Annotated in this window: 22 protein-coding genes; 6 read left to right on the top strand and 16 right to left on the bottom strand. The window is 69.4% G+C overall.

All coding sequences use genetic code 11. The annotated features are described in order from the left end of the window. Positions 1–3: 3 nt before the first annotated feature. The 12 genes from glnT to AC1Q9M_RS15480 all read right to left on the bottom strand — a co-directional run bounded on the left by glnT (position 4) and on the right by AC1Q9M_RS15480 (position 13,580). Positions 4–1,338 (bottom strand): type III glutamate--ammonia ligase, encoded by a 1,335-nt coding sequence (gene glnT, locus AC1Q9M_RS15535; RefSeq protein WP_492434739.1) that lies wholly within the window; start codon positions 1,336–1,338, stop codon positions 4–6. 5 nt (positions 1,339–1,343) lie between these two features. Continuing rightward, a complete protein-coding gene (gene gabT / locus AC1Q9M_RS15530; protein WP_492434540.1) occupies positions 1,344–2,654 on the bottom strand; it encodes a 4-aminobutyrate--2-oxoglutarate transaminase in 1,311 nt (436 codons plus the stop codon). Between the two features lie 11 nt (positions 2,655–2,665). Continuing rightward, positions 2,666–4,135 carry an aldehyde dehydrogenase gene (locus AC1Q9M_RS15525; RefSeq protein ID WP_382322665.1) on the bottom strand — a complete coding sequence of 490 codons (1,470 nt, stop codon included), beginning with the start codon at positions 4,133–4,135 and terminating at the stop codon, positions 2,666–2,668. 155 nt (positions 4,136–4,290) lie between these two features. Beyond that, entirely contained in the window at positions 4,291–4,902 is a 612-nt protein-coding gene (locus AC1Q9M_RS15520) for a hypothetical protein (RefSeq protein ID WP_382322664.1), read from the bottom strand. 8 nt (positions 4,903–4,910) lie between these two features. Further along, positions 4,911–5,330, bottom strand: coding sequence for a type III secretion system chaperone family protein (locus AC1Q9M_RS15515; protein WP_382322663.1), 420 nt, complete (start codon positions 5,328–5,330; stop codon positions 4,911–4,913). Between the two features lie 120 nt (positions 5,331–5,450). Beyond that, positions 5,451–6,287, bottom strand: a complete 837-nt coding sequence (locus AC1Q9M_RS15510; RefSeq protein ID WP_382163568.1) for an ABC transporter permease — start codon at positions 6,285–6,287, stop codon at positions 5,451–5,453. A gap of 11 nt (positions 6,288–6,298) precedes the next feature. Beyond that, positions 6,299–7,207: an ABC transporter permease gene (locus AC1Q9M_RS15505; RefSeq protein ID WP_382322662.1), complete on the bottom strand. Its 909-nt coding sequence runs from the start codon at positions 7,205–7,207 to the stop codon at positions 6,299–6,301. Positions 7,208–7,328: 121 nt separating this feature from the next. Then, on the bottom strand, positions 7,329–8,423 hold the full coding sequence (locus AC1Q9M_RS15500; protein WP_382322661.1) for an ABC transporter ATP-binding protein: 1,095 nt from the start codon (positions 8,421–8,423) through the stop codon (positions 7,329–7,331). A 97-nt stretch (positions 8,424–8,520) separates the two neighbouring features. Next, the gene (locus AC1Q9M_RS15495) at positions 8,521–9,690 is read right to left on the bottom strand and encodes an extracellular solute-binding protein (RefSeq protein ID WP_444687806.1); all 1,170 of its coding nucleotides are present in this window, start codon (positions 9,688–9,690) and stop codon (positions 8,521–8,523) included. Between the two features lie 187 nt (positions 9,691–9,877). Continuing rightward, positions 9,878–11,317, bottom strand: a complete 1,440-nt coding sequence (locus AC1Q9M_RS15490) for an aspartate aminotransferase family protein (protein ID WP_444687805.1) — start codon at positions 11,315–11,317, stop codon at positions 9,878–9,880. Between the two features lie 20 nt (positions 11,318–11,337). Continuing rightward, on the bottom strand, positions 11,338–12,705 hold the full coding sequence (locus AC1Q9M_RS15485; RefSeq protein WP_382163578.1) for a glutamine synthetase family protein: 1,368 nt from the start codon (positions 12,703–12,705) through the stop codon (positions 11,338–11,340). Positions 12,706–12,770: 65 nt separating this feature from the next. After that, positions 12,771–13,580, bottom strand: a complete 810-nt coding sequence (locus AC1Q9M_RS15480; protein ID WP_382163580.1) for a gamma-glutamyl-gamma-aminobutyrate hydrolase family protein — start codon at positions 13,578–13,580, stop codon at positions 12,771–12,773. Between the two features lie 213 nt (positions 13,581–13,793). Here AC1Q9M_RS15480 and pdxR point away from each other — a divergent pair, with 213 nt between their 5' ends. After that, positions 13,794–15,290 (top strand): MocR-like pyridoxine biosynthesis transcription factor PdxR, encoded by a 1,497-nt coding sequence (gene pdxR, locus AC1Q9M_RS15475; RefSeq protein WP_492434539.1) that lies wholly within the window; start codon positions 13,794–13,796, stop codon positions 15,288–15,290. Position 15,291: 1 nt separating this feature from the next. Here pdxR and AC1Q9M_RS15470 read toward each other — a convergent pair whose 3' ends face one another. Together AC1Q9M_RS15470 and speB are read right to left on the bottom strand one after the other, a co-directional pair. Beyond that, positions 15,292–16,593, bottom strand: coding sequence for an NAD(P)/FAD-dependent oxidoreductase (locus AC1Q9M_RS15470; RefSeq protein WP_492434538.1), 1,302 nt, complete (start codon positions 16,591–16,593; stop codon positions 15,292–15,294). Then, positions 16,593–17,525: an agmatinase gene (gene speB, locus AC1Q9M_RS15465; protein WP_492434537.1), complete on the bottom strand. Its 933-nt coding sequence runs from the start codon at positions 17,523–17,525 to the stop codon at positions 16,593–16,595. The genes AC1Q9M_RS15470 and speB overlap by 1 nt, the downstream gene beginning before the upstream one ends. Positions 17,526–17,673: 148 nt before the next feature. On the opposite strand from speB, the gene AC1Q9M_RS15460 reads away from it, so the two are divergent. The 4 genes from AC1Q9M_RS15460 to gstA all read left to right on the top strand — a co-directional run bounded on the left by AC1Q9M_RS15460 (position 17,674) and on the right by gstA (position 23,390). Continuing rightward, positions 17,674–18,363, top strand: coding sequence for a response regulator transcription factor (locus tag AC1Q9M_RS15460; protein WP_382322654.1), 690 nt, complete (start codon positions 17,674–17,676; stop codon positions 18,361–18,363). Continuing rightward, positions 18,360–20,144, top strand: coding sequence for an ATP-binding response regulator (locus tag AC1Q9M_RS15455; RefSeq protein WP_492434536.1), 1,785 nt, complete (start codon positions 18,360–18,362; stop codon positions 20,142–20,144). The genes AC1Q9M_RS15460 and AC1Q9M_RS15455 overlap by 4 nt, the downstream gene beginning before the upstream one ends. A 76-nt stretch (positions 20,145–20,220) precedes the next feature. After that, entirely contained in the window at positions 20,221–22,698 is a 2,478-nt protein-coding gene (locus tag AC1Q9M_RS15450; protein ID WP_492434535.1) for a hypothetical protein, read from the top strand. Positions 22,699–22,784: 86 nt separating this feature from the next. Further along, positions 22,785–23,390: a glutathione transferase GstA gene (gene gstA / locus AC1Q9M_RS15445; RefSeq protein ID WP_382322649.1), complete on the top strand. Its 606-nt coding sequence runs from the start codon at positions 22,785–22,787 to the stop codon at positions 23,388–23,390. Between the two features lie 96 nt (positions 23,391–23,486). Here the strand turns inward: gstA and AC1Q9M_RS15440 are convergent, their stop codons facing one another. Continuing rightward, positions 23,487–24,707 (bottom strand): YbfB/YjiJ family MFS transporter, encoded by a 1,221-nt coding sequence (locus tag AC1Q9M_RS15440; protein WP_492434534.1) that lies wholly within the window; start codon positions 24,705–24,707, stop codon positions 23,487–23,489. Between the two features lie 118 nt (positions 24,708–24,825). Here AC1Q9M_RS15440 and AC1Q9M_RS15435 point away from each other — a divergent pair, with 118 nt between their 5' ends. Continuing rightward, complete coding sequence (locus tag AC1Q9M_RS15435; RefSeq protein ID WP_492434533.1) at positions 24,826–26,178, top strand: transaminase; 1,353 nt, start codon at positions 24,826–24,828, stop codon at positions 26,176–26,178. On the opposite strand, the gene AC1Q9M_RS15430 is transcribed toward AC1Q9M_RS15435, so the two are convergent. Next, positions 26,175–26,777, bottom strand: a complete 603-nt coding sequence (locus tag AC1Q9M_RS15430) for a hemerythrin domain-containing protein (RefSeq protein WP_492434532.1) — start codon at positions 26,775–26,777, stop codon at positions 26,175–26,177. The genes AC1Q9M_RS15435 and AC1Q9M_RS15430 overlap by 4 nt on opposite strands. Between the last annotated feature and the right edge of the window lie 49 nt (positions 26,778–26,826).

Below are 26,826 nucleotides of genomic sequence, written 5' to 3'. Positions count from 1 at the left end.
CGGCTAGGGCGCGTCGGCGTAGCGCCGCAGCTCCCACTCGCTCACCTGCTGGCTCCAGGCCGCCCATTCGTCGTGCTTGAGCGCCAGGAACTGCGCGCAGAAGGCAGGGCCGACGGCCTCGCGCAAGGCCGCGTCCGCCGCCAGGGCGTCGAGCGCGGCGAGCAGGTCGCGCGGCAGGCGCGCGGGCAGGGCATCGCCCATGGCGTGGCGCTCGTAAAGGTCGTCCTCGCAGGGCGCCACCGGTGGCAGCGCCTGGTCGATGCCCGAGAGGCCCGCGGCCAGCGTGGCGGCGATGGCCACGTAGACGTTGCACGCCGGGTCTGGCAGGCGCCATTCCATGCGCCCGGCCACGCCACGCACGAGGCAGGTGCGGTTGTTGTCGCCCAGGGCCTTCCACACCGGCGACCAGGTGGTGCCCGAGGCGCTGCGGCTCGCGGCCAGGCGCTTGTAGCTGTTGACGGTGGGCGCGCACAGCGCGGCCAGCGCGTCGGCGTGGTGCAGCAGGCCGGCGGCGAAGCGCTGGCCGGTCTCGCTCAGGCCCAGCACGCCGGCCGGATCGGCCATCACGGGCCGGCCTTGCTCGTCCGTCAGGCTCAGGTGGAAATGCAGGCCGCTGCCCGGCGCGTGCGCCAGCGGCTTGGGCATGGTGGAGAACACCAGACCGTGCTGACGCGCCACCGCCTGCGCGGCGAGCTTGAAGAGCTGGTAGCGGTCGGCGGCGGCGAGCGCGTCGTCGTGCCGGTAGTTGATCTCGTACTGCCCGCTCGCGTCCTCGTGGTCGATCTGCTCCAGCTGGAAGCCCAGCGCCTCCAGCGTGCGGCGCATCTCGTCGAGAAAACCGAAGTTGCGGCCCATGGCCTGCAGGTCGTAGGAAGGTTTGGCGAGCCGGTCTTCCCCATCGCCCACGCGCCACTGGCCTTGCGCGTCGCGCTGCAGCAGAAAGAACTCGGGCTCGATGCCGACCCACAGCGTCCAGCCCCGTTCGGCTTTCAGGCGCGCCACCTGGCGCTGCAGCACCTGGCGCGGGCAGGTGTCCAGCGGCTCGCCGCCGGCGTAACCGTCGCACACCGCGTGCGCCACGCCCGGCATGAAGGGCATGGGCCGCAGGCTCTCGGGCCGCACCCGGCCCATGTACTCGCTGCGCGCGCCCATGCGCGGCAGACCGGTGCCCGCGATGCTGGGGCCGGAGAAACCGGCGCCCTGCTCCACCGCCTGCTGCAGGCGCTCCAGCGGCACGAGCTTGCCCTTGGGCGCGCCCAGCAGGTCGGTGAAGGTGGCCAGCACCGAATGGATGCCCTGCGCGCGCAGGACCGCGACGCGTTCCTCCAGCGTGGCCACCAGGCTCAAGCGAGCACCTCGGCCAGCGCGGCATCGAACGCGGCCAGGCCTTCGGCGAACACGTTGTCCTCGATGGTGAGCGGGAACAGGAAGCGGATCACGTTGCCGTACACACCGCAGGTGAGCAACAGCAGGCCGCGCTTCAGGGCCGCCATCTGCACCTTCTTCGTGGTCTCGGCATCGGGCGCGCCGGTGGCCGGGTCGACGAACTCGCAGGCCACCATGGCGCCCAGGCCGCGCACGTCGCCCATGCGCGTCTTGTGCTGGGCGCGCCGCGAGATCAGGTGGGCGATGAGCTGGTCGCCCAGCTTCTGCGCGCGCGCGGGCAGCTGCTCTTCTTCCATCACGTCGAGCACCGCGAGCGAGGCCGCGATCGCCAGCGGGTTGCCCGCGTAGGTACCACCCAGGCCGCCGGGCGCGGGGCCGTCCATGACGGCGGCCTTGCCGCTCACCGCCGACAAGGTGGTGCCCCCGGCCATGCTCTTGGCCATGGTCATGAGGTCGGGGCTCACGCCGAAGTGCTCCATGGCGAACATCTTGCCGGTGCGCGCGAAGCCGGTCTGCACTTCGTCGGCCACCAGCAGGATGCCGTGCTGGTCGCACAGCGCGCGCAGCCACTGCACGGCCTCTTTCTGGATCACGTTGAAACCGCCCTCGCCCTGCACCGGCTCGAAAACGATGGCCGCCACGCGCGAGGGCTCGATGTCGCACTTGAAGAGCTGCTCCATGGCGTGCTTCGTCTCATCCAGCGAGGCGCCCTGGGCCGGGAAGGGCACGTGGTAGATCTCGGGCGGGAACGGGCCGAAACCGGCCTTGTACGGCTGCACCTTGCCGGTGAGCGCGACCGAGAACATGGTGCGGCCATGGAACGCACCGCCGAAAGCGATGACACCGGTGCGCCCGGTGGCCGAGCGCGCGATCTTCATCGCGTTTTCGATCGCCTCGGCACCGGTGGAGAAGAAGGCCGTCTTCACCGGCCCGTCGATCGGCACCAGCGCGTTGATGCGCTCGGCCAGCGCCACGTACTCGGTGTAGGGCACCACCTGGTAGCAACTGTGCGTGAAGCGCTGCAGCTGCGCGGCGATCGCCGCCTGCACCTTGGGATGCACGTGACCCGTGTTGAGCACGGCGATGCCGCCGGCGAAATCGATGAAGCGGCGCCCCTCGATGTCCCAGAACTCGGCGTTCTTCGCGCGCTCGATGAAGAAGTCGCCGAACACGCCCACGCCGCGCGGCGTGGCGGCCTGGCGGCGCGCGTGCCAGCTGGCGTTGGTGTGCGGGGCGTTCAGGTTGGCGGCTTTCTGCGGTGCGTTCATGTCAGGTCTCCTCAGAGGGGGCTGTCGATCCGGATCCAGGTGGTTTTCGTCTCGGTGTACTTGTCGAAGGCGTGCAGCGACTTGTCGCGGCCCACGCCGCTCTGCTTGAAGCCACCGAAGGGCACGGTGATGTCGTCCTCGTCGTAGGAGTTCACGTGCACCGTGCCCGCGCGCAGCGCGCGCGCCACGCCGTGCGCCTTGTTGATGTCGCGCGTCCACACCGCGGCCTGCAGGCCGTAGATGTTGCTGTTGGCCTGCTTGACCACGTCGGCCGCGTCGGTGAACGAGAGCACCGAAAGCACCGGGCCGAAGATTTCCTCGCGCGCGATGGTCATGGTGTTCGTCACGCCGTCGAAGATGGTGGGTTGCACATACAGACCGCCCTTCACGGGCTCGACCGCCGCGCCACCGGCGAGCAGCTTCGCGCCCTCCTGCTGGCCGCTGTCGATGTAGCGCAGCACGGTGTCGAGCTGCGTGCGGTCCACGATCGCGCCCATCACGGTGCTTTTCTCCAACGGGTTGCCCGGCTGGTACTGCGGCACCAGCTTCAGGGCCTTCTCCAGGAAGGCCTCCTTGATCGAGGCCTCGACGAAGAGCCGAGACGGCGCGTTGCAGCTCTCGCCCTGGTTGAAGAAGATGCTGCCCACCGCGGCCTCCACCGCCTTATCGAGGTCGGGGCAGTCGGCGAACACGATGTTGGGCGACTTGCCACCCAGCTCCGTCCAGGCGCGCTTGAGGTTGCTCTGCCCGGCCATCACGTGGATCTGCTTGCCCACGCGCGTGCTGCCGGTGAAAGCGATGCAGTCCACGTCCATGTGCAGCGCGAGTGGGCTGCCGGCCTCGGCGCCATAGCCCGGTACCACGTTGAACACGCCGGGTGGAATGCCGGCGGCCAGCGCGAGTTCGGCCAGGCGCAGCGCGGTGAGGGGCGATTTCTCGCTCGGTTTGAGCACCACCGAGTTGCCGGCCGCGAGCGCGGGCGCGATCTTCCAGGCCGCCATGATCATGGGGTAGTTCCAGGGCACGATCACCCCCACCACACCCACCGGCTCGCGCGTGATCAGCGCCAGCGCGGTGCTGGGCGTGGGCGCGATCTCGTCGTACACCTTGTCCACCGCCTCGCCGTACCAGCGAATGCAATTGGCCGCGCTGTTCACGTCCACGCTGCGCGCGTACTTCACGGGCTTGCCCATGTCCAGGGTTTCGGTCAGCGCCAGTTCGTCGGCGTGGGCGATCAGCTGCTCGGCGAACTTGATCATCACGCGCTTGCGCTGCGCGGGCGCCATGCCGCTCCAGCGGCGGTCCTCGAAGGCCGCGCGGGCGGCGGCCACGGCCGCGTCGATGTCGGCCTCGCCGCAGCGCGCCACGGCGGTGAGCAAACGGCCGTCCACCGGCGAAATGCAGTCAAAGGTCTGTCCGTCGCGCGCGGCGATGCGCTCGCCGTTGATGAAGGCGCGGCCGTCGAAGGAGAGGTCGGTCATGAAGCGGGTTCCGGGGTTGCTGGGCCAAGGATTGGCCCCATGCTACGCCCGAAACGCGACGAACTGCGTATCCACTTTTTCGAGCTGGCAACGATCCAGTGCGTCACCCGAAAAAAGACCACCCGAAGGTGGCCGAACCCGGCATCTTCAACCGATCAGCAGCTCGGAAGACAGCTCTTCGAGAAGGTCTTGGGCAAGCACGGATTTTTCCCGCCGCCCTGGTTTCCTCCACTGAGACAGAAAAGCGCACAGCAATAAACCACGCCGAGCCCCACGGCGTACACGCCGCCGCTGGCCACGGTCAGTCCCAGGGATGTGCCGTGAAACGTCAAACAGCGCGCTCTTTGAACGCATCGATCGTCCGTTTCCACGCACTGCCAGTACTCGCGGCAGCTGTTCTTAAGATCCTCGTAGGAATCGTCATTGCGCGCCCGCGGGCGCTCCGACAATTGGTTGTTCGTGAGGACTGGCATGCCAAGCGGCTGATCGCTGCGCGCTTGGGCGATGACCACAGGAAGTCCGCTCGACCCACCAGGCGGGTTGACCTGGGTTTCATGGCGGACGATCCCCGCACCGCTCGACAGGCCAATCCCCGACCGCGGCGGGTTGTCGACCGGCAAGTGGCTCAGTTGAGACACCACCTCCTCCCGAGAGACCTCTCTATGGGGCTCCGTGAGATTCCGGGGCACCTCCAAGGCCACCTCATTGAGATCGATGGCATGGGGAATGTGAGCGGCGGACCGATCGATGTGGAAGCTGCTGTTCATGGGATTTTTCAGGGTTGTGAGAGGTTGCGGTGGAGGTCTTCGACGGTGTTGGACCAATGCCTGAACAAGACACCCAGCGCATCGAATGCGTGGCGCAGCTCGGGCGCGGCCATGGAGGGATGGACCGCTAACCGGGAGGTCAGCACGGCTTCCTCCGAATCCGGCGGCACGCTGAATGTGGTCCCGCCCAGTCCCCACCGATGGTTGGCTGTGAGCATGGACCGATGGCACTGAGGCCGGAGGAAGGCCGGGATCTCGCCCAGCTCGGCCCGGACCAGGATGTGATCGGCGCTGATGCCGGGCTCGAAATGGATGGCCACGCGCCGCCCGTCCACGGTGAGCAGGCCATCGCGCAAGAGATCGTCGGGGTCGAGCCGCTCCTGCTCACAGAAGCGCCGGATGAGGTTCTGGTAGTCCTCGGTGTTCATGGTTTCCTCTGGGATGAAGACGGACCAGAGGCAAGTGAGGGGCACCCCATGAAAGTTCAGCCGGCCGGCCAACAAAAAGGCCACCCGAAGGTGGCCTTGGACATCGGCAGCGGGGCCGCGTCAGCTCTTGAGCGCCGCCGCGATCTCCCGCTCGCGCCGCCGCGTGGCGCGCGCCACCCAGATCGCATAGCTCACGATCACGATGGTCACCGTCACGATCAGCAGCGTGGCCGCCGCGTAGATGGTCGGGTTGATGCCGCGCCGCGCGTAACCGAAGATCACCTGCGGCAGCGTGTTCACGCCCGGGCCGGAGAGGAACTCGGAAATCACCACGTCGTCGAACGACAGCGTGAAGGCCAACAGGAAGGCCGCGAGCAGGGCCTGGAAGATGTTGGGCAGCGTGATCAGGAAGAACACCTGGTGCGGCCGGGCGCCCAGGTCCATGGCGGCGTCCTCGATCGAGCGGTCCATCTCCAGCAGGCGCGACTGGATCACCACCACGCCATAGGCCATGCCCAGCAGGGTGTGGCCCAGGATGATGGTGAGCATGCCGCGCTGCGGCCAGCCGAACAGGTTCTGCGCGCCCACGGCCAGCAGCAGCAGCGACAGGCCGATGATCACCTCGGGCATCACCAGCGGCGCGTTCACCATGCCGCTGAAGACGGTGCGGCCCAGGAAGCGCCGGTAGCGCACCAGCACGAACGCCGCGAAGGTGGCCAGCACCGCCGAGAGCACGCCGGTGATGGCCGCCACCTTGAGCGAGAGCCAGAAACCTTCGACGATCTTGGTGTCGCGCGTGAGCGCCTCGTACCAGCGCAGCGAGAAGCCGGTGAAGCGCGCGTCCTGCCGCGTGCTGTTGAACGAGAACACGATCATGAAGACCAGCGGCAGGTAGAGAAAGGCGAACACCAGCGCCAGCCAGAACTTGCCGAAGTGTTTTTCAAGGACTTGTTTCATGGTCCGACTCCTCAGCGCTTCTCGGCGGGATCGCTGCTGTAGTGGTAGTACAGCGCCAGCGGGATCACGATCAGCGCGATCATCACCACGGCCAGCGCGGTCGCGCGCGGCCAGTCGTTGGCGGTGAACATCTCGTCCCACACCACGCGCCCGATCATGAGGTTCTCCGGACCGCCCAGCAGCGAGGGGATCACGAACTCACCCACGCAGGGGATGAAGACCAGCATGAAGCCGGCCACGATGCCGGCCTTGGACAGCGGCACCGTGATCAGCCAGAAGGCCTTGAACGGTGAGGTGCCCAGGTCGTAGGCGGCCTCCAGCAGGCGGAAGTCCATCTTCACCAGGTTGGCGTAGAGCGGCAGGATCATGAACGGCAGGTACACGTAGGTCATGCCGATCAGCATCGACACGTTGGTGTACAGCATGGGGATGGGCTCGCTGGTCAGACCGATCGACATCAGGAGGCGGTTGAGCACGCCCTGGTCGGCCAGGATGCCCTTCCAGGCGTAGACGCGCAGCAGGAACGAGGTCCAGAACGGCAGCATCACCATCAGCAGCAGCGCCGGGCGCACGCTGGCGGGCGAGCGCGCGATGAAGTACGCGAAGGGGTAGCCGATGATCAGGCACAGGATGGCGGTGCACAGCGCGTACCAGATCGAGCGCAGGTAGGCGTCGATGTAGAGCGTGCGGAACAGCGGCGCGCCCTCTTCGGTGCGGAAGATCGAGAGGTAGTTCTCGTACTTCAGGCTCAGGATGCCGCTCACCGGGTCCCAGATGGGCTTGAACGGGCTGATGTCGCCGCTCATGTCCACGAAGCTGATGTACAGCAGGATCAGGAAGGGCAGGAAGAAGAACAGGATCAGCCAGCCGTACGGCACGCCGATCACGAAGCGCTTGCCGGGAAGGGGTATTGAGGCCATACGAAGTTCCTGCAAAAGTAAGCGAACCAAACACGCTGTCCAGGGGTGCGGAGGAACCGGCTTCGCCGGGCCTCTCGCGCCGTCCCCCTCTCAGGGGGAAGCCGCGAAGCGGCGCAGGGGGTCAATCGCGCAAGACCACGCCGGCGCGGTCGTCCCACCAGAAGTACACGTCGTCTTCCCAGGTGATGTCGGAGAGGTCGTGGCGCGAGGTGTTGGCCTCGGTGATCTTGACCTTGCTGCCGTCGGTGGCCAGCACGATGTAGGTGTTGTAGGAGCCGAAGTAGGCGATCTCCTTGACCTTGCCGGTGAACAGGTTGGGGCCGGCGCCGTCCGGTCGTCGCTTGCCGATCTCGATCTTCTCGGGCCGCACCGCGATCGCCACCGGCATGTTGAGCGTGCCGCTCACGCCATGGCCGACGTGGATTTCCCCGATGCCGGTGGTGGCCGCGCAGCGGTCGGTCTCGTCCACGCTGAGCCGGCCCTCGAACAGGTTGACGTTGCCGATGAAGTCGGCCACGAAGCGGTTGCTCGGGTGCTCGTAGATCTCTTCGGGCGTGCCCACCTGCAGCACGCGGCCCTTGCTCATGATGGCGATGCGGCTGGCCATGGTCATGGCCTCTTCCTGGTCGTGCGTGACCATCACCACCGTCACGCCCACCTTCTCGATGATGTTGACCAGCTCGAACTGCGTCTGCTCGCGCAGCTTCTTGTCCAGCGCGCCCAGCGGTTCGTCGAGCAGCAGCATCTTGGGCCGCTTGGCCAGGCTGCGCGCCAGCGCGACGCGCTGCTGCTGGCCGCCCGAGAGCTGGTGCGGCTTGCGCTTGGCATACGGCGTGAGCTGCACCAGGGCCAGCATCTCGTCGGTGCGCTGCTGGATCTCGGCCTTGGGCAGGCCTTCGCGCTTGAGGCCGAAGGCCACGTTCTCCCAGATGTCCAGGTGCGGGAACAGCGCGTAGGACTGGAACATCATGTTGACCGGGCGGTCGTAGGGCGGCATGGCCGCCACATCCTGGCCGCCGAGCAGGATGCGCCCGGAGGTGGGTTTCTCGAAGCCCGCGAGCATGCGCAGCAGGGTGGACTTGCCACAGCCCGAGCTGCCCAGCAGCGCGAAGATCTCGCCCTTGCCGATCGATAGCGACACCTCGTCGACCGCGACCGCTTCATCGAAGCGTTTGACCAGTTTCTCGGTCACCAGAAAACCCGTTGTGTCTGCCATGTGGATGTCCGTTTCTTCTTCGCTGGACCAACAAAAAAAAGCCGCTCAACCGGGGAGGATGAGCGGCCCTTCTACCTGAGTAAGGGAACGGTGGTGCTTACTTGCCGCGTTTGAAGGCGTTGTAGGTTTCGTTGACCACGCCCAGGGAGTCGTTGGAGAAGCCACCGGTGGGGATGAGGCGCGCCGTGTCTTCCGGACCCAGGAAGATGGTGTTGTTGTTCTTCACCTCGTCCTTGATGTCGGCCAGCGCGGCCTTGTTGCCGGTGGGGTAGTTCATCTCGTTGGCCATGGCCGCGGCGTTGGTCGCGCGCAGGTAGAAGTCGATGAAGGCGTGCGCGTTGTTCACGTGCTTGGCGTCCTTGGGGATGGCCATGGTGTCGATGAACACGCGGCCACCGCCGGTGGGCAGCAGCGGCACGATCTCGTCCTTGCCACCGGTTTCCTTCACGCGGCCGGCGGCGATGTTGATGTCGCCGGACCAGCCGATGAAGGCGCAGGCCTTGCCGCCGGCGATGTCGTCGATCATGGTGCTGGAGAACAGGCGCACGTCCTTGCGCACCTTCTTGAGCATCTCACCCGCGAGCTTGAAGTCTTCCGGGTTCTCGCTGTAGGCCGGCTTGCCGACGTAGTGCAGCGCGACCGGCAGGATCTCGCTGGGCGAGTCCAGGTAGGCGATGCCGCAGGACTTGAGCTTGCTGGAGTACTCGGGCTTGAAGACCAGGTCCCAGGCGTTCTCGGGCATGGGCATGCCGCCCAGCGCCTTCTCGACCTTCTGCTTGTTGATGCCCACGGTGGTGAAGCCCCAGGCCCAGGGCACCAGGTACTTGTTCTCGGGGTCCACGCCGGCGATCTTGCTCATGAAGTCGGGGTCGAGGTTGCCGTAGTTCTTGAGCTTGCTCTTGTCGATGGGCTGGTACAGGCCGCCTTCGATCTGGCGCTTGCCGAAGTCGGCGGTGGGCACCACGATGTCGTAGCCCGAGTTGCCGGCCACCAGCTTGGCGTGCAGCGCTTCGTTGTTCTCGAAGGTGTCGTAGTTCACCTTGACGCCGTATTCCTTCTCGAAGTCGGCGATCAGGGACTCGGTGATGTAGTCGGGCCAGTTGTAGACGTTGACGACCTTTTCATCGTCCAGCACCGGGCCGGCCGGTGCGGCGGGGGCGGCCGCCACAGGCGCCGGTGCCGCGGGCGCGGCCACGGGCTCCTCTTTCTTGCCACAGGCGGCCAGCAGGATCGCCGACATCGCCAGAACCAGGACTTGCTTTTTCATGGTGTTGCTCACTCCAGGGAGGTAATTGACCGAAAGAACTCAACCGGGCGGGGCCGACATGGCTGAACGTGCTAGCAATATTCAGACCCAGCGCCGGACAGCGCCACCAGGCACGGGGCTGGTGGAATATCCGGAAAACATTCTAGGGCCTGTTCACACGACTTTTCCAGGTGCGAACGGGCCCTGGTCAGGCCAGCAGGCCCTCGGCGCGCAACTCTTCCAGGGTCGCATCCAGGCAGCGGTGGATGAGGTCCATCATCTCGTCGACCTGGGCGCGCGTCATCACCAGCGGCGGCGCGATGATCATGCGGTCGCCCACGGCGCGCATGATCAGGCCGTTCCTGAAGCAGTGCGCGCGGCAGCGCATGCCCACGCCCAGGGCCTCGTCGAACATCTGCTTCTTGGCCTTGTCCTTCACCAGCACCAGGCCGGCGACGAAGCCACAGGTCTGGGCCGCGCCCACCAGCGGGTGGTCTTCCAGCGCCTCGAAGCGCTCGGCCAGGTAGGGGCCGGTGTCGTCCCTCACGCGCTCGACCAGCTTCTCGCGCTCCATCAGCTCGATGTTGGCCAGCGCCACCGCACAGGCCACCGGGTGGCCGCTGTAGGTGTAGCCGTGGTTGAACTCGCCACCCTTCTCGATCAGCACCTTGGCCACGCGGTCGCCCACCATCACGCCGCCCAGCGGGATGTAGCCGCTGGTCACGCCCTTGGCGAAGGTCACCAGGTCGGGCCGGATGCCGAACTTCTCGTAGGCGAACCAGTGGCCCAGGCGGCCGAAGGCGCAGATGACTTCGTCGGAGATCAGCAGGATGCCGTGCTTGTCCACGATGCGCTGGATCTCCGGCCAGTAGGTCTCCGGCGGAATGATCACCCCCCCGGCGCCCTGCACCGGCTCGGCGATGAAGGCCGCCACCTTGTCGGCACCGATGGAGAGGATCTTCTCCTCCAGCCAGCGCGCCGCGCGCAGGCCGAAGTCGGCCTCGTTCTCGCCGGGGTTGGCGTTCTCGAAGAAATGCGGCTGCTCGATGTGCACGATGTCGGGGATGGGCAGGTCGCCCTGGGCGTGCATGCCGCTCATGCCCCCGAGCGAGGCGCCCGCCATGGTGCTGCCGTGGTACGCGTTGTGGCGGCTGATGATGACCTTGCGCTGCGGCTGGCCCAGCAGGTCCCAGTAGCGGCGCACCATGCGCACGTTGGTGTCGTTGCTCTCGCTGCCGCTGGAGCTGAAGAACACGTGCTCGAACTTGCGCCCGCCCACCTGCGGCGCGAGCTGCGCCAGCTTGGTCGCCAGCTGCACCGCCGGCACGTTGGTGGTCTGGAAGAAGGCGTTGTAGAACGGCAGCGTCATGGTCTGCTGGTAACCGGCGTCGGCCAGCTCCTTGCGGCCGTAGCCGGCGTTGACGCACCACAGGCCGCTCATGGCGTCGAGGATCTTCGCGCCCTCGGAATCCCAGATGTAGATGTTGTCGGCGCGCGTGATCACGCGCGAGCCGCGCGTGGCCAGGTCACCGTGGTCGGTGAAGGGGTGGATGAAGTGCGCGCTGTCCAGCGCCTGGATGGCCTTGGTGTCCTGCTGCTCGGCGCGGCGGACCAGCGCGGGTGGGGCGATGAGGGTGGAGGTGTTCATGCGGGGCTCTTCTTTCAAACTCAGACGTGCAGCAACAGGTGTTCGCGTTCCCAGGGCGAGATCACCTTCATGAACTCGTCGAACTCCAGCTCCTTGATCTCGGTGTAGATGGTGATGAACTCCTTGCCCAGCACGTCGTGCAGGTCGGTCTCGCGGCGCAGCCAGTCCAGCGCCTCGCCCAGGCTGCGCGGCAGCGAGTAGGGCGAGAGGTAGGCGTCGCCCTTCATCTCGGGCTTGGGCTTGATCTTGTTCTTCAGGCCCAGGTAACCACAGGCCAGCGTCATGGCCATCGCCACGTACGGGTTGGCGTCGGCGCCGATCACGCGGTTCTCCACGCGCCGCGCCTCGGGGCTGGAGATCGGCGAGCGGATGCCCACCGTGCGGTTGTCGTGGCCCCACTCGATGTTGATCGGCGCGGCGGTGTGGCGCGAGAGGCGGCGGTAGCTGTTCACGTAGGGCGCCACCAGCACCATGGCCGCCGGGATGTAGCGCTGCAGGCCGCCGATGTAGTGGTAGAAGGCCTCGGAGGGCGTGCCGTCGTCGTTGCTGAAGATGTTCTTGCCGGTGGCCTTGTTCAGGATGCTCTGGTGCACGTGCATGGCCGAGCCGGGCTCGCCCGCGATCGGCTTGGCCATGAAGGTGGCGTACATGTCGTGCCGCAGCGCCGACTCGCGCACCGTGCGCTTGAAGAAGAACACCTCGTCGGCCAGGCCCAGCGGGTGGGCGTGGAAGAAGTTGATCTCCATCTGCCCCGCGCCGGCCTCGTGGATCAGCGTGTCCACGTTGAGCTTCATCTTGTCGCAGTAGTCGTAGATCTCCTCGAACAGCGGGTCGAACTCGTTGACCGCGTCGATGCTGTACGACTGGCGCGAGGTCTCGGCGCGGCCGCTGCGCCCGATGGGGGCCTTGAGCAGCGTGTTCGGGTCGGTGTTGCGCGCGGTCAGGTAGAACTCCAACTCGGGCGCGACCACCGGGTCCAGGCCCTCGGCGTCGAACAGGTCGCACACGTGGCGCAGCACGCTGCGCGGCGCGAACGGCACCAGCTTGCCGGCGTGGTCGAAGCAGTCGTGGATCACCTGCGCCGTCGGGTCGGTGGCCCAGGGCACGATGCGCGCGGTGGTCGGGTCCGGGCGCAGCTGCATGTCGCGGTCGGTCGGCTCGATCACGTCGTAGTACGGCCCGCTGGCCGGAAACTCCCCCGTCACCCCCATGGCCACGATGCCCTGGGGCAGTCGCATGCCCCGGTCCTCGGTGAACTTCTCACGCGGCAGGATCTTGCCGCGCGCCACGCCGGTCAGGTCGGGCACCAGGCACTCGACTTCGGTCACGCGGTTCTGGTTGAGCCAGTTCTCCAGATCGTTGAAGCTCATCTTTTGGGGGGCTGTCATGTGCCATCTCCTGTGGGTGTGTTGTCGTTCGGGTAAGGCGGTCGGCAGAGCGAAAAGGGGGGCGGTCAGGCGCTGGCGCTGGCGGCGCTGCGCGCGAGGTCGGCGTGCTGCAGGCGCAGGTTCATGCGCTGGCGGCAGGCACGGCCGAAGGCCTCGAAGATCGCGGCGTAGAAAGGGGTTTCCCAGCAGCGCCACTCGGGGTGGAACTGCACGGCGTAGGCGAAGGTGCGCGCGCCGCGCACACCGAAGGCCTCCACCAGGCCGTCGGGCGCGTGCGCCAGGGCGTCGAGCCCGGCGGCCAGGCGGTTGATGCCCTGGCCGTGCAGCGAGTTGACCTGCGTCTCGGGGCCGCCGGCCCACTCCTCGAACACGCTGCCCGGCGCGAAGCGGATGGCGTGGCGCGGCGCGTACTGCTCGTCGGGCGGCGCGGTCTTGGGTTCGCGGTGGTCCATCATGCCGGGCACCTCGTGCACGCGCTGGTGCAGCGTGCCGCCCAGGGCCACGTTGATCTCCTGGAAACCGCGGCAGATGCCCAGCAGCGGCACGCCCTCGTGCACGCAGGCCTTCACCAGCGCCAGCGTGAGCAGGTCGCGGTCGGCATCCAGCGGCAGGCTGGGGTCGGCCACGTCCTCGTCGAAATGGGAGGGGTGCACGTTGGAGGGTGAGCCGGTCAGCATCACGCCGTCCACCAGGGCCAGCAGTTCGCTGATCTGGCCGGTGTCGGCCAGCGGGAACATCACCGGCTGGGCGTCCGCCCCGACCTTGACGGCCCGGGCGTATTTGTCACCCAGCAACAGAAAGGGCATCTGATGCCCGTGATCGCCCATCAGGCGGTGGTCGGCAGGCAGCCAGACCATGCAAGGTGGCTTGTTCATGAAGACTCCAGACAATGGCATTCATTGTGGGGGGCCAATTGGATTGGAACGAGGGCCATTTGGCCCCATGTTATGGTGCCAATGGCTCCCCCCTGCGCCGCTCACGCGGCTTCCCCCCGGAGGGGGGACCGCACCTGTGGCCCGGCGAAGCCGGTTCCACGGTGCGTCTGGATGGGGCCATTTCGCGCCGGCTGCTGCTTTGGAATTCTCCTTATGTTGTCTGAATTTCTGTTGGCTGAAATGAGCCGCCTGGGCTCGCAGGACGCCCTGCCCTTGCACCGGCAGCTCTACGAGGCGCTGCGCCGCGCCATGCTGGACGGCAAGCTGGGCGCGGGCGAGCGCCTGCCGTCCAGCCGCGACCTGGCGCAGGACCTGCGCCTCTCGCGCAACACGGTGGTGGCCGCGATCAACCAGCTCAGCGTGGAGGGTTACCTCGCCAGCCGCGTGGGCAGTGGCACCTTCGTCAACGACAACGTGCCGCGCACCACGCCAGGGCGCTCGGCGCGCCCGGGGCCGGGCCGGGCGGCCGCCACGGTGCAGGCCGCCCGCCTGTCCACACGCGGCCTGGCGCTGTCCAGCACCTTCTGCGCCACCGAGCTGGAGGTGCAGCCCTTCACGCCCGGCATCGCCGACTTCAGCGCTTTTCCGCTCACGCTCTGGCAGCGCCTGCAGAACAAGCACTGGCGCATGACCTACCCGGACATGCTGGACTACAACGACTCGGGCGGCTACGCGCCGCTGCGCCGCGCCGTGGCCGACTACCTGCGCGTGTTCCGCAGCGTGCACCTGGAGGCCGACCAGGTCGTCATCACCAGCGGCACCCAGCAGTCGCTCGAGCTCTGCGCGCGCCTGCTGGCCGACCACGGCGACACGGTGTGGGTGGAAGACCCGGCCTACTGGGGCGCGGTCAAGGCCTTCATGGCCACCGGCCTCGCCCTGCACCCGGTGGCGGTGGACGAGCAGGGCATCAACCCCAGCACGGCCGACAACGCGCGCCCGCCGCGCCTGATCTACGTCACGCCCTCGCACCAGTACCCCACCGGCGCGGTGATGTCGCTGCCCCGGCGCCACCAGCTGCTGGCCACCGCGCGCGCGCACGACGCCTGGGTGCTGGAAGACGACTACGACAGCGAGTACCGTTTCAGCGGCCCGCCGATCTCCAGCCTGGAAGGCCTGGACACCGATGGCCGCGTGTTCTACATGGGCACCTTCTCCAAGGTGCTCTACCCGGGGCTGAAGATCGGCTACCTGGTGGTGCCCAAGCCGCTGGTGGCGGCCTTCAAGCAAGCCCACTACGACCTCAACCGCCCGGGCCAGATGCCGGTGCAGGCCGCGCTGGCCGAGTTCATCGAGATGGGCCACTTCGCCAGCGCGCTGCGCCGCGCGCGCCAGAACTACGGCGAGCGCCGCCAGTGCCTGCTCGAAGCCCTGAAACCGGTGCTGCGCGACGACCTGCCCGACGGCCCCAGCATCAGCGGCGCCGAGCAGGGCCTGCACCTGTGCCTGCGCCTGCCGCCCGAGGTGGACGACCGGGCGCTGGCGCAGCGCATCGCGCAGCACGGCCTCACGGTGCGCCCGCTCTCGGCCTACTGCCTGCAGCGCAAGGACCTGCGCGGCCTGGTGATCGGGTATGGCTACGCGCCGCTGGCCGAGATCGAGCGCTGCGGGCCGCTGCTGGCCAACGCGGTGCGGCAGGTCCTCGCCGGTTGACTCAGATCACATCGCGCAGGCGGTGCCACAACATGCCCAGCGCCAGGCTGGGGGTGCGCAGCAGCGCGCCGCCGGGGAAGCGGCGGTGCTTGAGGCGCGCGTACACGTCGAAACGCGCCGCCTGCCCGGCCACGGCCTCGGCCACCAGCCGGCCGGCCAGACCGGTGAGCGCCACGCCGTGGCCGCTGAAGCCCTGCAGGTAATACAGGTTGTCGCCCAGGCGGCCGAAGTCGGGCGCGCGGTTCATGCTGATGTCCACGAAGCCACCCCACAGGTGCTCGATCGGCACCTCGCGCAGCGCGGGAAACACCTCGCCCATGCGCTGGCGCATCAGGGCCTCGAGGTTCACCGGCGTGCGGGTGGTGTAGCTCACGCGCCCGCCAAACAGCATGCGGTGGTCGGCGCTGAAGCGGAAGTAGTCGAGCACGAAGTTGTTGTCGCACACGGCCGCGTTGCGCGGGATCAGGCGCGCGCACAGCTCGGGGTCCAGCGGCGCCGTGCCCAGGATGTAGGTGCCCACCGGCATGATGCGCGGCGCGATCTCGGGCGCCACGCGCGGGCCGTACTCGGGCAGCATGCAGTTGCCCGCGAGCACGCCGAAACGCGCCTTCACCTGGCCGCGCGCGGTGCTCGCCACCAGCGTGGCGCCGCGCTGCAGGCCGGTCACGGGCGAGTGCTCGAAGAGGCGCGCGCCCGCGGCCTGCGCGGCGCGCGCCAGGCCCAGCGCGTACTTCAGCGGGTGCAGGTGGCCCGAGCGCTGCTCGCGCGCGGCCGCCACGTAGCGCGGGCTGTTGATCAGGCGCGGCAGGTCGGCGCCCTCGGCCCAGTCCACCGCGATGCCGCGCCGCTTGAGGCCCTCCATCTCCTCGTGCAGCTCCTGCGCCTTGCGCGCCGAGTCGGCCACGTACACATAACCGTTGACGCGGTCGCACTCGATGCCGTGTTCGGCGATGCGCGCGTCGATCAGGTCCAGCGCCTCCAGCGACATGTCCCAGGCGCGCCTGGCGTCCTCGGCGCCGAGCTGCTGCTCGAACGGGCCCTGCCCGCTCGCGTAGCCCACGATGGCCTGACCGCCGTTGCGCCCGCTCGCGCCGCTGCCGATGCGATCGGCCTCCAGGACCACCACCGAAAGGCCACGCTGCGCGAGTTCCAGCGCCGCGCTCAGGCCCGAGAAACCAGCGCCGACCACCACCACGTCGGCCTCGACGGCTCCTTCCAGCGGCGGCAGCGCCTCGGGCCGCTGCACGCTGGCCTCGTAGTAACTTTTCTGGTTGAGCTGGGTGTCCGAACCGATGAGTGACATCAGAGACCCCTCTGCCGCTTGGCGACCTGGCCGCTGAGGTAGGTCCAGACGAAGGTGGCTGCCGCGTTGGTGGTGAGCTCGGCGTGGTCGTAGGCCGGGGCCACCTCCACGCAGTCCATGCCGATCCAGTTCAGGTCGGCCAAGGCTTCCAGGAAGGTGAGCACCTGCGAGCTCGTCATGCCGCCGGGTTCGGGCGTGCCGGTGCCGGGCGCGAAGGCCGGGTCCAGGCAATCGATGTCCAGCGTGAGGTAACAGGGGCGTTGGCCGATGCGCGCGCGGATCGCCTCGATGGCGGGTTGCAGGCCCGCGCCGTCCAGTCCGCGCAGCGCGCGCGCCGTGAAGATCTGGCCGCCCTGGTCGGCCACGTACTCGCGCGCCGCGCGCTCGCCGCTGGAGCGGATGCCGATCTGCACCGTGTGCGCCGGGCTCGCCAGCCCTTCCTGCAGCGCCTCATAGGTCCAGGTGCCGTGGCCGGCCGGTTCGCCGAAGTGGTCGGCCCAGGTGTCGCAATGCGCGTCGAAGTGCACCAGCGCCAGCGGCTCGCCGCCGTGCCGGGCCTTCGCGGCGCGCAGCAGCGAGAGCGTCACGGAGTGGTCACCGCCCAGGAACACGCAATGGTGCTTCGCCATCAGCGCCGCCGCCTGTTCCTCGATGTGGCTGCGCACCTCGGGCAGCGGCGAGGCGTTGGGCAGGCGCAGGTCGAGCGCGTCGCCTAGGTGCGCCAGGGGCGAGACGTCGAACACCGGGTGGATGCCGTCGCACAGCATCAGGCTGGCCGCGCGGATCGCCTGCGGGCCGAAGCGCGCGCCCGGCCGGTTGGTCACCACGCCGTCGAAAGGCACGCCCGCGACGGCAAAAGGCTGGTCGGCCAGCGGGGCGCAGGCGAGGAAGCGGTTGGTGTTGCTGGCGTAGGCGAACTGACCCATGGCCATGAAAACGTCCTCGGTGAACAGGGTGCCAGAAGATACCCCCCGCCGGTACCGCCCATGAGTCCAATTGACCGGCGGCGTCGGTGTCCACCGGCCGGGGTGACTTTCGTCACTTCCGCGATGCGCCCCCAGCGCCTAACATGCCCGCACCATGCATGCCCTGGTTGCCCCACCCGCCCACGCCGCGCCCGACCCGCACGGCGCCACCGGCTTGCTGGTGGTGGACGACCACGACCTGCTGCGCCTGGGCCTGCTCACCCTGGTGCAGGCCCACGCCACCGACAGCGGGCGCCAGATCAAGGTGCTGGAATCGCGCACCCTGCAGGAGGCGATGGAGCTGTACGGCCGCTACCGGCAGCGCATCGGCCTGGTGCTGCTGGACCTGCACCTGCCCGACGCCCACGGCCTCTCGGGCCTGACCGCCTTCGTCAAGGCCTTCCCCGAGGCGCCGGTGGTGGTGCTCTCGGGCGTGAACGACCCCGGCCTGATGCGCCACGCCCTCTCGCGCGGCGCGCGCGCCTACCTCGCCAAGTCGGGCGACCTCAAGGAGGTCATCGGCTACATCCGCTCGCTGGGCCTGTTCGGGCCCGCGCCAGCGCCCGGACCCGCCGCGCCCACCGAGCCGGTGCTGCGCAGCGTGCGCAACAACGCCAATGGCGAGTCGCTGCAGCTCACCGATCGCCAGGTGCAGGTGCTGGAATGGGTGCTGGCCGGGCAGTCCAACCGCGACATCGCCGAACGCGCCCACCTCAGCGAAGGCACGGTGAAGAACCATGTCTCGGCGCTGCTGCTGCTCTTTGGCGTGAGGTCGCGCGCGCAACTCATCAGCCTGTTGCGGTGAGCGAAGCCGACACCGGCGACCTGACCCAGCAGCGCGTGCTGCGCGAGCAGGTCGCCGCGCTGTACGCCACTTCGCTGAGTTCCACCATCGCCGACGCGGTGCTGGCCTGGGCCCTGTGCGCGCTGTTCTGGTGGCAGCTGCGCGACCCCCTGGTCTTCGTGTGGCTGGGCCTGCACACCATCCAGGTGCTGCGCTACCCGCTCATCCACGCCTACTTCCGCGACCGCCAGGCCGCCGCGCGCAGCGCGTTCTGGGCGCGGCGACAGTGGCGCGAGCTGCTGTACTACAGCGCCACCTGGGGCCTGGCGCCCTGGCTGTTCATGCCGGCCGACGACCTGCCCATGACCACGCTGCTCATGCTCATCATGCTCGGCCTCATCAGCGGCGGCGTGCCGTCGGTGGCGCCACGCTGGGCCTCGGTGCTGGCCTTCGTGCTGCCCATGATGACCGGCCTGATCTCCGCCCTGCTCTGGCGCGGCGACCCCACGCACCTCTTCCTCGGCGCCTGCGTCGGCATCTACACCGGCGCCATGCTGCACTTCGCGCGCCGCCAGCACCTGCTGCTCACCGCCTCGCTGCAGATGCGCTTCGAGAAAGAGGCGCTGGCCGAGCAGCTCGCCGGGCAGATGGCCGCCACCCAGCGCGCCAGCGAGGAGAAGACGCGCTTCTTCGCCGCCGCCAGCCACGACCTGCGCCAGCCGCTGCACGCCATCGCACTCTTCGGTGCCGTGCTCGACAAGGAACTGCAAGGCCAGCCCACGCACGCCCACGCGCAGCGCCTCATGGGCGCGGTGCATTCGCTGGGCACCTCGCTGGACACCATGCTCGACGTCTCGCGGCTCGACGCCGGCGTGATCGAGGCCGATGTGCAGGACGTGCCGCTCAACACCGTGCTGCAGGCCCTGCACCCCTCGTTCGCCTCGCGCGCCGAAGAGCGCGAACTGCAGCTGCGCCTGCGCGCCACGCCGGTGTGGGTGCGCACCGACCCGCACCTGCTGCGGCGCCTGCTGGGCAACCTGATCGAAAACGCCATCAAGTACACCGCGCGCGGCGGCGTGCTGGTGGTGGCGCGGCCGCGCGGCGCGCAGGTCTGGATCGACGTGGTGGACACCGGCATCGGCATCGCGCCCGAGCACGCCGACCGCGTGTTCGACGAGTTCTACCAGGTCGACAACCCGGGCCGCGACCGCACGCGCGGCCTGGGCATCGGCCTGTCCATCGTGCGCCGGCTCTCCCTGCTGTTGAACCACCCGGTGCGCCTGCGCTCCTGGCCCGGCCATGGCACGCGCTTTCGCGTCACCGTGCCCCGCGCCAAGCCCACGCCCGAGCCCACCCTCTACAGCCGGCCGGCCACCCTGGCGGCCAGCCAGGCGCTGCCGCGCCGCGTGCTGCTGGTCGACGACGAGGCCGACATCACCGATGCGCTGAGTGCCTTCCTCCAGACCTGGGGCGTGGCCTCGGAGACCGCGCGCGACGAGGACGGCGCGGCACTCGCCCTGCAGGCCGCCGCCGCGCGGCAAGAGCCCTTCGACGCGATGCTCTGCGACTACCGCCTGGCCGAGGGCGCCGACGGCCTGGCCGCCTCGCAGCGCCTGCGCGCGCGCTTCGGCCTGGCGCTGCCCGTGCTGCTGATCACCGGCGAGACCGCGCCCGATCGCCTGCAGCGCGTGCGCGACTCGGGCGTACCGGTGCTGTTCAAGCCGGTCGATCCCGACCGCCTGCTGCAGGCCCTGGCCCGCCTCGCCCCGCCGGGCACCGCCCCCGCCGCCTTCACGTCGTGACTTTCGGCACTGTCGCGCGCACCGGGCTTTGCCTATCGTGCGGACCCAAGGGTAGCCACACCGCCCGGAGGTCTTCATGTTCGCTGTCACACCATCCCCACGCCCACGCCTGTCCCTGCCGCTGTGGCTCATCGCCTGTGTGCTGCTGCCCGCGCTGCTCGGCGCCTGCGGCGGCAGCAGCAACCCGCCCGAGGCGCCGGCCGAGCCCGAGCGCGTGACGGCGGTGATCGGCCCGGCCGGCGGCACCGTCACCGGGCCCGATGGCGCGCAGGTGGTCATCCCGCCCGGCGCGCTGCGCGGCAACACCACCATCGGCATCGCGCGCTCCAGCGCGGGCGCGCCGGTGCGCGACGCCTTCTGGCCCGCGCCCGCCGCCACCTACGAGTTCACGCCGCACGGCATCGCTTTCGAAACCCCGGTCACGATCCGCCTGCCGGTGCCCGCCGGCACCACCGGCCCAACGGCGTGGATGGCCTCCACCGACGCCGACTGGCAGGAGAGCGAGGCCACCCTCGCCGGCGGTTTCGCCAGCGTGCGGCGCAACACCTTCTCGTGGGGCATGGTGATCGCGGCCTGTTCGACCCCCGCCAACGCGCCACCCAACCCGGACCGCTGCTTCTCCCCACGCGGGCACACCAGCGTGGTGGCCAACCCCGGCAACGCCCTCACGCTCACCGGCTACTCCAACGCCTACAACAGCTCGGGCGGCTCCTACCGGCTCGACGCCGCGGCCACGCTGACCTTCACCGCGGTCTACAACCTCTGGCCCAGTTGCGCGAGCGCCCGCGTGACCATGGTCCGCCGCCAGCTCGACCGCCACCCGCAGGTGGTGGAAACGCTGTACGACCAGGCGAACATCGGCCTGACGCAGGGCGCCCATGGTGGGCGCGGCGCGGGCGGCACCACCGTGCTGCCGGTGCTCTCGCTCAGCCACCTCGACCAGGGCCGCCACGTGGTCGCCACCTATGTCTCGTGCCAGCGCGGCGACGGCTTCCAGGCGCGCTACTACGACGCCACGGTGATCAACGTGGCCGTCCCGGTGCCCACCACCACGCAGACCATCGGCGGCAACGTCAGCGGCCTCGCCGGCACGGTGGTGCTGCGCAACAACGGCGCGGACGACCTCGCCGTGAGCGCCGACGGCCCGTTCACCTTCCCCACGCCCCTGGCCACCGGCGTGCCCTACAACGTCACCGTCGGCACCCAGCCCGCCGGCCAGACCTGCACCGTGCAGAACGGCAGCGGTACGGCCAATACCGACATCAACAACGTGGCGGTCACCTGTGCGGCCGGCTCGACCCAGAGCTGGCAGGGTGCGGTGCTGATCGAATCGAACGACCTCGCCCGCGCCTTCAACCCCGTGGTCGCCACCGACAGCCAGGGCAACGCCTTCGCGGTCTGGGCGCAGGGCAACGGCACGTTCGACAACATCTGGGCCGCGCGCTACACCCCAGGTGGCGGCTGGGGCGCGCCGCAGGTGATCGACGACCACTCGGGCAACGCGACCGAGCCCCGGATCGCGGTGGACAGCGCGGGCAACGCCGTCGCCATCTGGGTGCGGGAAAACATCGTCTCCCGCCGCGGCGTGGTCGCCGCCAGCCACAGCGCCGGCGCCTGGGGCGCGCCGCAGGACGTGGAGGGCAACGCCGGGAACGCGCGCTCGCCGCAGATCGGCATGGACGCCAGCGGCGCGGCCCGCGCGATCTGGATCCAGCACGACGGCAACTTCGAGCGCGTGCGCAGCGCCCGCCTGCAAGGCGGCTCCTGGGACTCGACGGGCTCGTCCATCGACGGCGGCACGGGCGACGCCTCCGACGCGCAGATCCAGGTGTTCGCCAACGGCAGCGCCCTGGCGGTCTGGACGCAGATCAGCGCGGGGGTTCCGCGGGTCTGGCACAACCGGTTCAACGGCGTCGGCTGGTCCAGCGCCGACCTGCTGGACGACAACAACACCAGCTTCAGCCTGGGCGCACCGGCCCTCGCGGCCGACGCCACCGGCAACACCCTCGCCGTCTGGTCGCAGGGCACGGCCACCACCTCGTCCACCGTGTACGCACGGCGCTACGCCGGCGGCACCTGGGGCGCGGCCGAGGTCTTGTCGGGCGGCGGCACGGACAACAGCGCCCGGGCCCGGGTCGCGATGAACGCCAATGGCACGGCCACGGCGGTCTGGCAGGAATCGTTGGCCGACGGCCTGCAGACCTGGGCGCGCCGCCGCGTGGGCGCGGGCGCCTGGGGCGCGGCGGTGCGGCTGGACACCCCGCTGGGCGCGAGCGACAGCGAAGGCGAGCCCCAGGTGGCCATGGACCCCGCCGGCAACGCCACCGTGGTCTGGAGCCACACCCTCTCCGGCGGCAACCACCGCGACCTCTACGGCAGCCACCACCGCGTGGCCACCGGCAGCTGGAGCGCGCCCACGCTGCTCGACGCGGTGAACACCGGCGGCGTCAACCGCTGCTCGGTGGCCATGGACGCCAACGGCAACGCCCTCGTGGTGTGGGACCAGGACACCGTCAACGCGCGGCTGGACATCTGGGCCAACGTGTTCCGCTAGGGCCCTGGCCAGCAGGAAATCCCGGGCGCCGGTAGCATCGGGCCCGGTGCCGCCATCCGGCGGCGCCTTCCTGAGGACGACCACACATGAAGCTCTACTACTCCCCGGGCGCCTGCTCGCTCTCCCCGCACATCGCCCTGCACGAAGCCGGCCTGGCCTTCGAGGCCGTGCCCGCGCCCACCAAGACGCACCAGCTGCCCGACGGCACCGACTACTACACCATCAACCCGCTGGGCTACGTGCCCCTGCTCGAACTCGACGGCGGCGAGCGCCTGCGCGAAGGCCCGGCCATCGTGCAGTACATCGCCGACCAGGTGCCGCAGAAGAACCTCGCCCCGGCCAACGGCACGCTGGCGCGCTACCACCTGCAGGAATGGCTGAACTTCATCGGCACCGAGGTGCACAAGAGCTTCTCGCCGCTGTTCAACCCGGCCACGCCCGACGAGGTGAAGACCGCCACCAAGGACAAGCTGGGCCAGCGCCTGAAGTGGGTCGACAGCCAGCTCGCCGGCAAGCAGTACCTGATGGGCAACGACTTCAGCGTGGCCGACGGTTACCTGTTCACCGTCACCAACTGGGCGCCGCGCGTGGGCGTGGACATCACCGGCCTGGCCAACCTCACGGCCTACCGCGCCCGCGTGGGTGCCCGCCCGGCCGTGCAGGCCGCCATGAAGGCCGAAGGCCTGATCTAGAGAAGCACCCCCGCGCCGCCTGCGGCGTCACCCCCTCCAGGGGGCGTGCCTGGCGGCCCGGCAAAGCCGGTTCCACGGGCACTGGAGGGCGTTGTCTCACACCAGCGCCTTTTGCTTCATCGCGAACGCCGCGCCCAGCCACAGCGCGACGGCCGAGAACACCAGGCCGCGCGCCAGGCCACCGGGGCCGTCGGCGATGAAGCCCACCACCGTGGGGCCGACGATCTGGCCGGCCGCGAACACGATGGTGAAGGCGCTGATGCCCGCGGCCCACTGCGCGGGCGGCAGGTTGTGCCGCACCAGCGCGGTGGTCGAGGCCACCACCGACAGGAACACCCCGCCGAACACCAGGCCCGAGGTCAGCACCAGCGGCCAGCTGCTGGTGAGCGCCGGCACGATGGCCGCCACGCCCAGCAAGGCGTTGAGCCGCGCCAGTGCCTGGCCGTCGCGGTGCCGGTCCAGCAGGCCGGCCCAGATGCGCGACGAGGCCACCACCGCCACCCCGAGCAAGGCATAGAACAGCGTGATCGAGCCGGACGAACCGCCCTGCTCGCGCAGCAGCGCGATCACGAAGGTCATGTAGCCGATGTAGCCCACGCCAAAGCCCGCGTAACCCGCGAGCGAGAAAACGAAGTCGCGCACCTGGAACACACGCCCGCCGCCCGCCTGCGCGCTGGCCGATGGCGCGGCGTGAGCGGCCAGCACGTGCGCCGGCCAGGCCATGAGCGCGGTGGCCAGCAGGCAGACCAGGGCCAGCCCCCACCAGGCCCAGGCCCAGCCGTGCGGCTGGGACGCCGCCGCCAGCACCGGCGGCACGCCCAGCGCCGAGACCACGATGCCCAGCCCCGTGCCGCCGTAGTACAGGCCCAGCAGGAAGCCGCTGCGCCGCGGCTGGCGCGCGCCCAGCCGCGCGGCCAGCAGCCCGCCCACGATGAACACCACCGCACTCGCCACACCCGCCAGCAGGCGCTGAGCGAGCAGCGGCGCGGCGGCCGTGAAGAAACCGCTCAGGCCCATGAACAGCGAGGCCAGCAGCGAGCCCGACAGCAGCAGGCCGGTGGGCGAAAAACGCCGCATCAGCCAGGGCGTGGCCAGCGCGCCGATCAGGTAGCCCAGCGCGTTGAAGGTGTTCATCGCGCCGGCCAGCGTGTAGCTCCAGCCCAGGTCCTCGCGCATCGGCGGCAGCAGCAGGCCGTAGGCGAAGCGCGTGATGCCCAGCGACACCGCCGCGCCGAGCGAGAGCGCCAGCGCGAGCCGCACGTAGGGCGTGGTGTCGGGCATGTCGGTGAGGGAGACGGGTTCGGTGCGTGGGTTCATGGCTGGACCATTGTGGTTCAAGCGGTGCCCCACCGCACCGGTGCCAATTCGGCGCGCAACGAAATGTCCACTGCCACGCAGCGGCCCCACACCGCACCACCGCGCTTAAGCTGGCGCCATGCCCGACCCTCGACACATCGCCGCGCTCCAGCAAGCCGAGCGCGAACGTTTCATCGCCACGCACCCGCAATCCCTGGCACTCGCCCAGGCCGCGCAGGCCCACTACCTGTTCGGCGTGCCCCTGCACTGGATGCGCGACTGGCCCAGCCCCGCCGCGCTGTTCGTGCGCGAAGCGCAAGGCGCCTCGCTCACCTGCGTGGACGGCCTGCGGCACACCGACTTCTGCCTCGGCGACACCGGCGCCATGTTCGGCCACAGCCCGGCACCGCTGGCCCAGGCCATCGCGCAGCAGGCCGCGCAAGGCCTCACCTGCATGCTGCCGGCGGCCAACGCGGTGGCGGTGGGCGAAGGGCTCGCGCGCGTGTTCGGCCTGCCGATGTGGCAGCTGGCGCTGACCGCCAGCGACGCCAATCGCTTCGTGCTGCGCTGGGCGCGCGCCATCACCCGGCGGCCCCAGCTGCTGGTGTTCGACGGCTGTTACCACGGCGCGGTGGACGACACCCTGGTGGACCTGGACCCCGCGACCGGCCGCACGCTGCCGCGCGCCTCGGTGCTCGGCCAGGTCCACAACCACGCGGCCTTCACGCGCGTCGTGCCCTTCAACGACCTGCCCGCGCTCGAGGCCGCGCTGGCCCGGGGCGATGTGGCCTGCCTGCTGGCCGAGCCCGCGCTCACCAACTTCGGCCTGGTGCCACCCGCGCCCGGCTTCTGGGACGCGGCGCGCGACCTGTGCCGCCGGCACGGCGCGCTGTTCGTGTGCGACGAAACCCACACCATCTCCACCGCGCTGGGCGGCTACGCGCGGGCCCACGCGCTGGAGCCCGATTTCCTGGTGGTCGGCAAGGCGGTGGCCGGCGGCCTGCCCTGCGCGGTCTATGGCTTCACCGCCGAGATGGCCGACCGCATGGCGCGCGCCAAGGACGCCGCGCCCGAAGGCCACAGCGGCATCGGCACCACGCTCTCGGGCAATCCGCTCACACTCGCCGCGCTGCAGGCCGCGCTCACCCACCTGCACACCGATGCCAGCTACACCCCCATGCTGGCGCTGGCCGAGCGGCTCGAAACCGGTTTGCGCGAGCGCATCGCCCGCGCCGCCAAACCCTGGACGGTGACGCGCCTGGGCGCGCGCCTGGAGCTGCAGTTCATGCCGCACACCCCGCGCGACGCGCAGGACGTGCGCGACCACGCCCAGGCCGGACTCGAAGCCCTCACCCACCTCTTCATGCTCAACCGGGGCGTGCTGCTCACGCCTTTCCACAGCATGATGTTGGTCTCGCCCGCCACCACCGCGCAGGACGTGGCGCAGTTGCTGCAGGTCTTCGATGCGCTGCTGACCGCGCTCGCGGCCTAGGCCTCGCCCAGTCCCAGCGGCGCGGGCGCGCGCAGCACGATGCGGGTGAACAGCCGGTCGAACTGCGGGTTGCGCGGCCTGCGCGGGTTCAAGGGGTCGGTGTGCCGGGTGAAGGCCTCGTCCAGCACGGCCCAGTCCGCCTCGGTCAGCACCTTCTCGGCCACCGGCAGCAGGGCGGTTTCTTCCAGCCGCATGTGGTCCAGATAAAACGCCACGTAGCGCTGCGCCTCGGCCACGAAGGCCGGGCGGTGCAGGTCGCCCATGTACTCCCAGGCCATCAGCAGGTGCATCAGTTCGCGCACCCGCATCTCGCCGCTCATGTGGTCGCGCTCGAGCTGTTCGATGGTGGGCATCAGCTGCGGCGCCGCGAGCGCCAGGCGCGGGAACAGCAGGTTGGATTCCTTGGGGTGGTGGTTCTTCTCGGGGAAGGCGTCGATGTAGAACAGCATCGCGCGCAGCACGTCGAAGTAACGCTCGGGGCCGCCCTCGCCGGACGCATCGGGGCCGATCCGCACCATCTGCGACAGGGTGGTCAGCATCGCGCTCAGGCTGGCGTGCTCGTCAAGGATCACGCGCACGGCGTCGTGTGTCGTCGTCATGGGAAGTCTCCTCCTCCTGCAGGAGCCCCGAGCATCGCGCGACGGCCGC

The organism is Hydrogenophaga sp. GW823-FHT04C09, from assembly GCF_058796355.1.
Note: the sequence above shows the minus strand (reverse complement) of the source record. Positions and strands in the feature narration are given on the sequence as shown.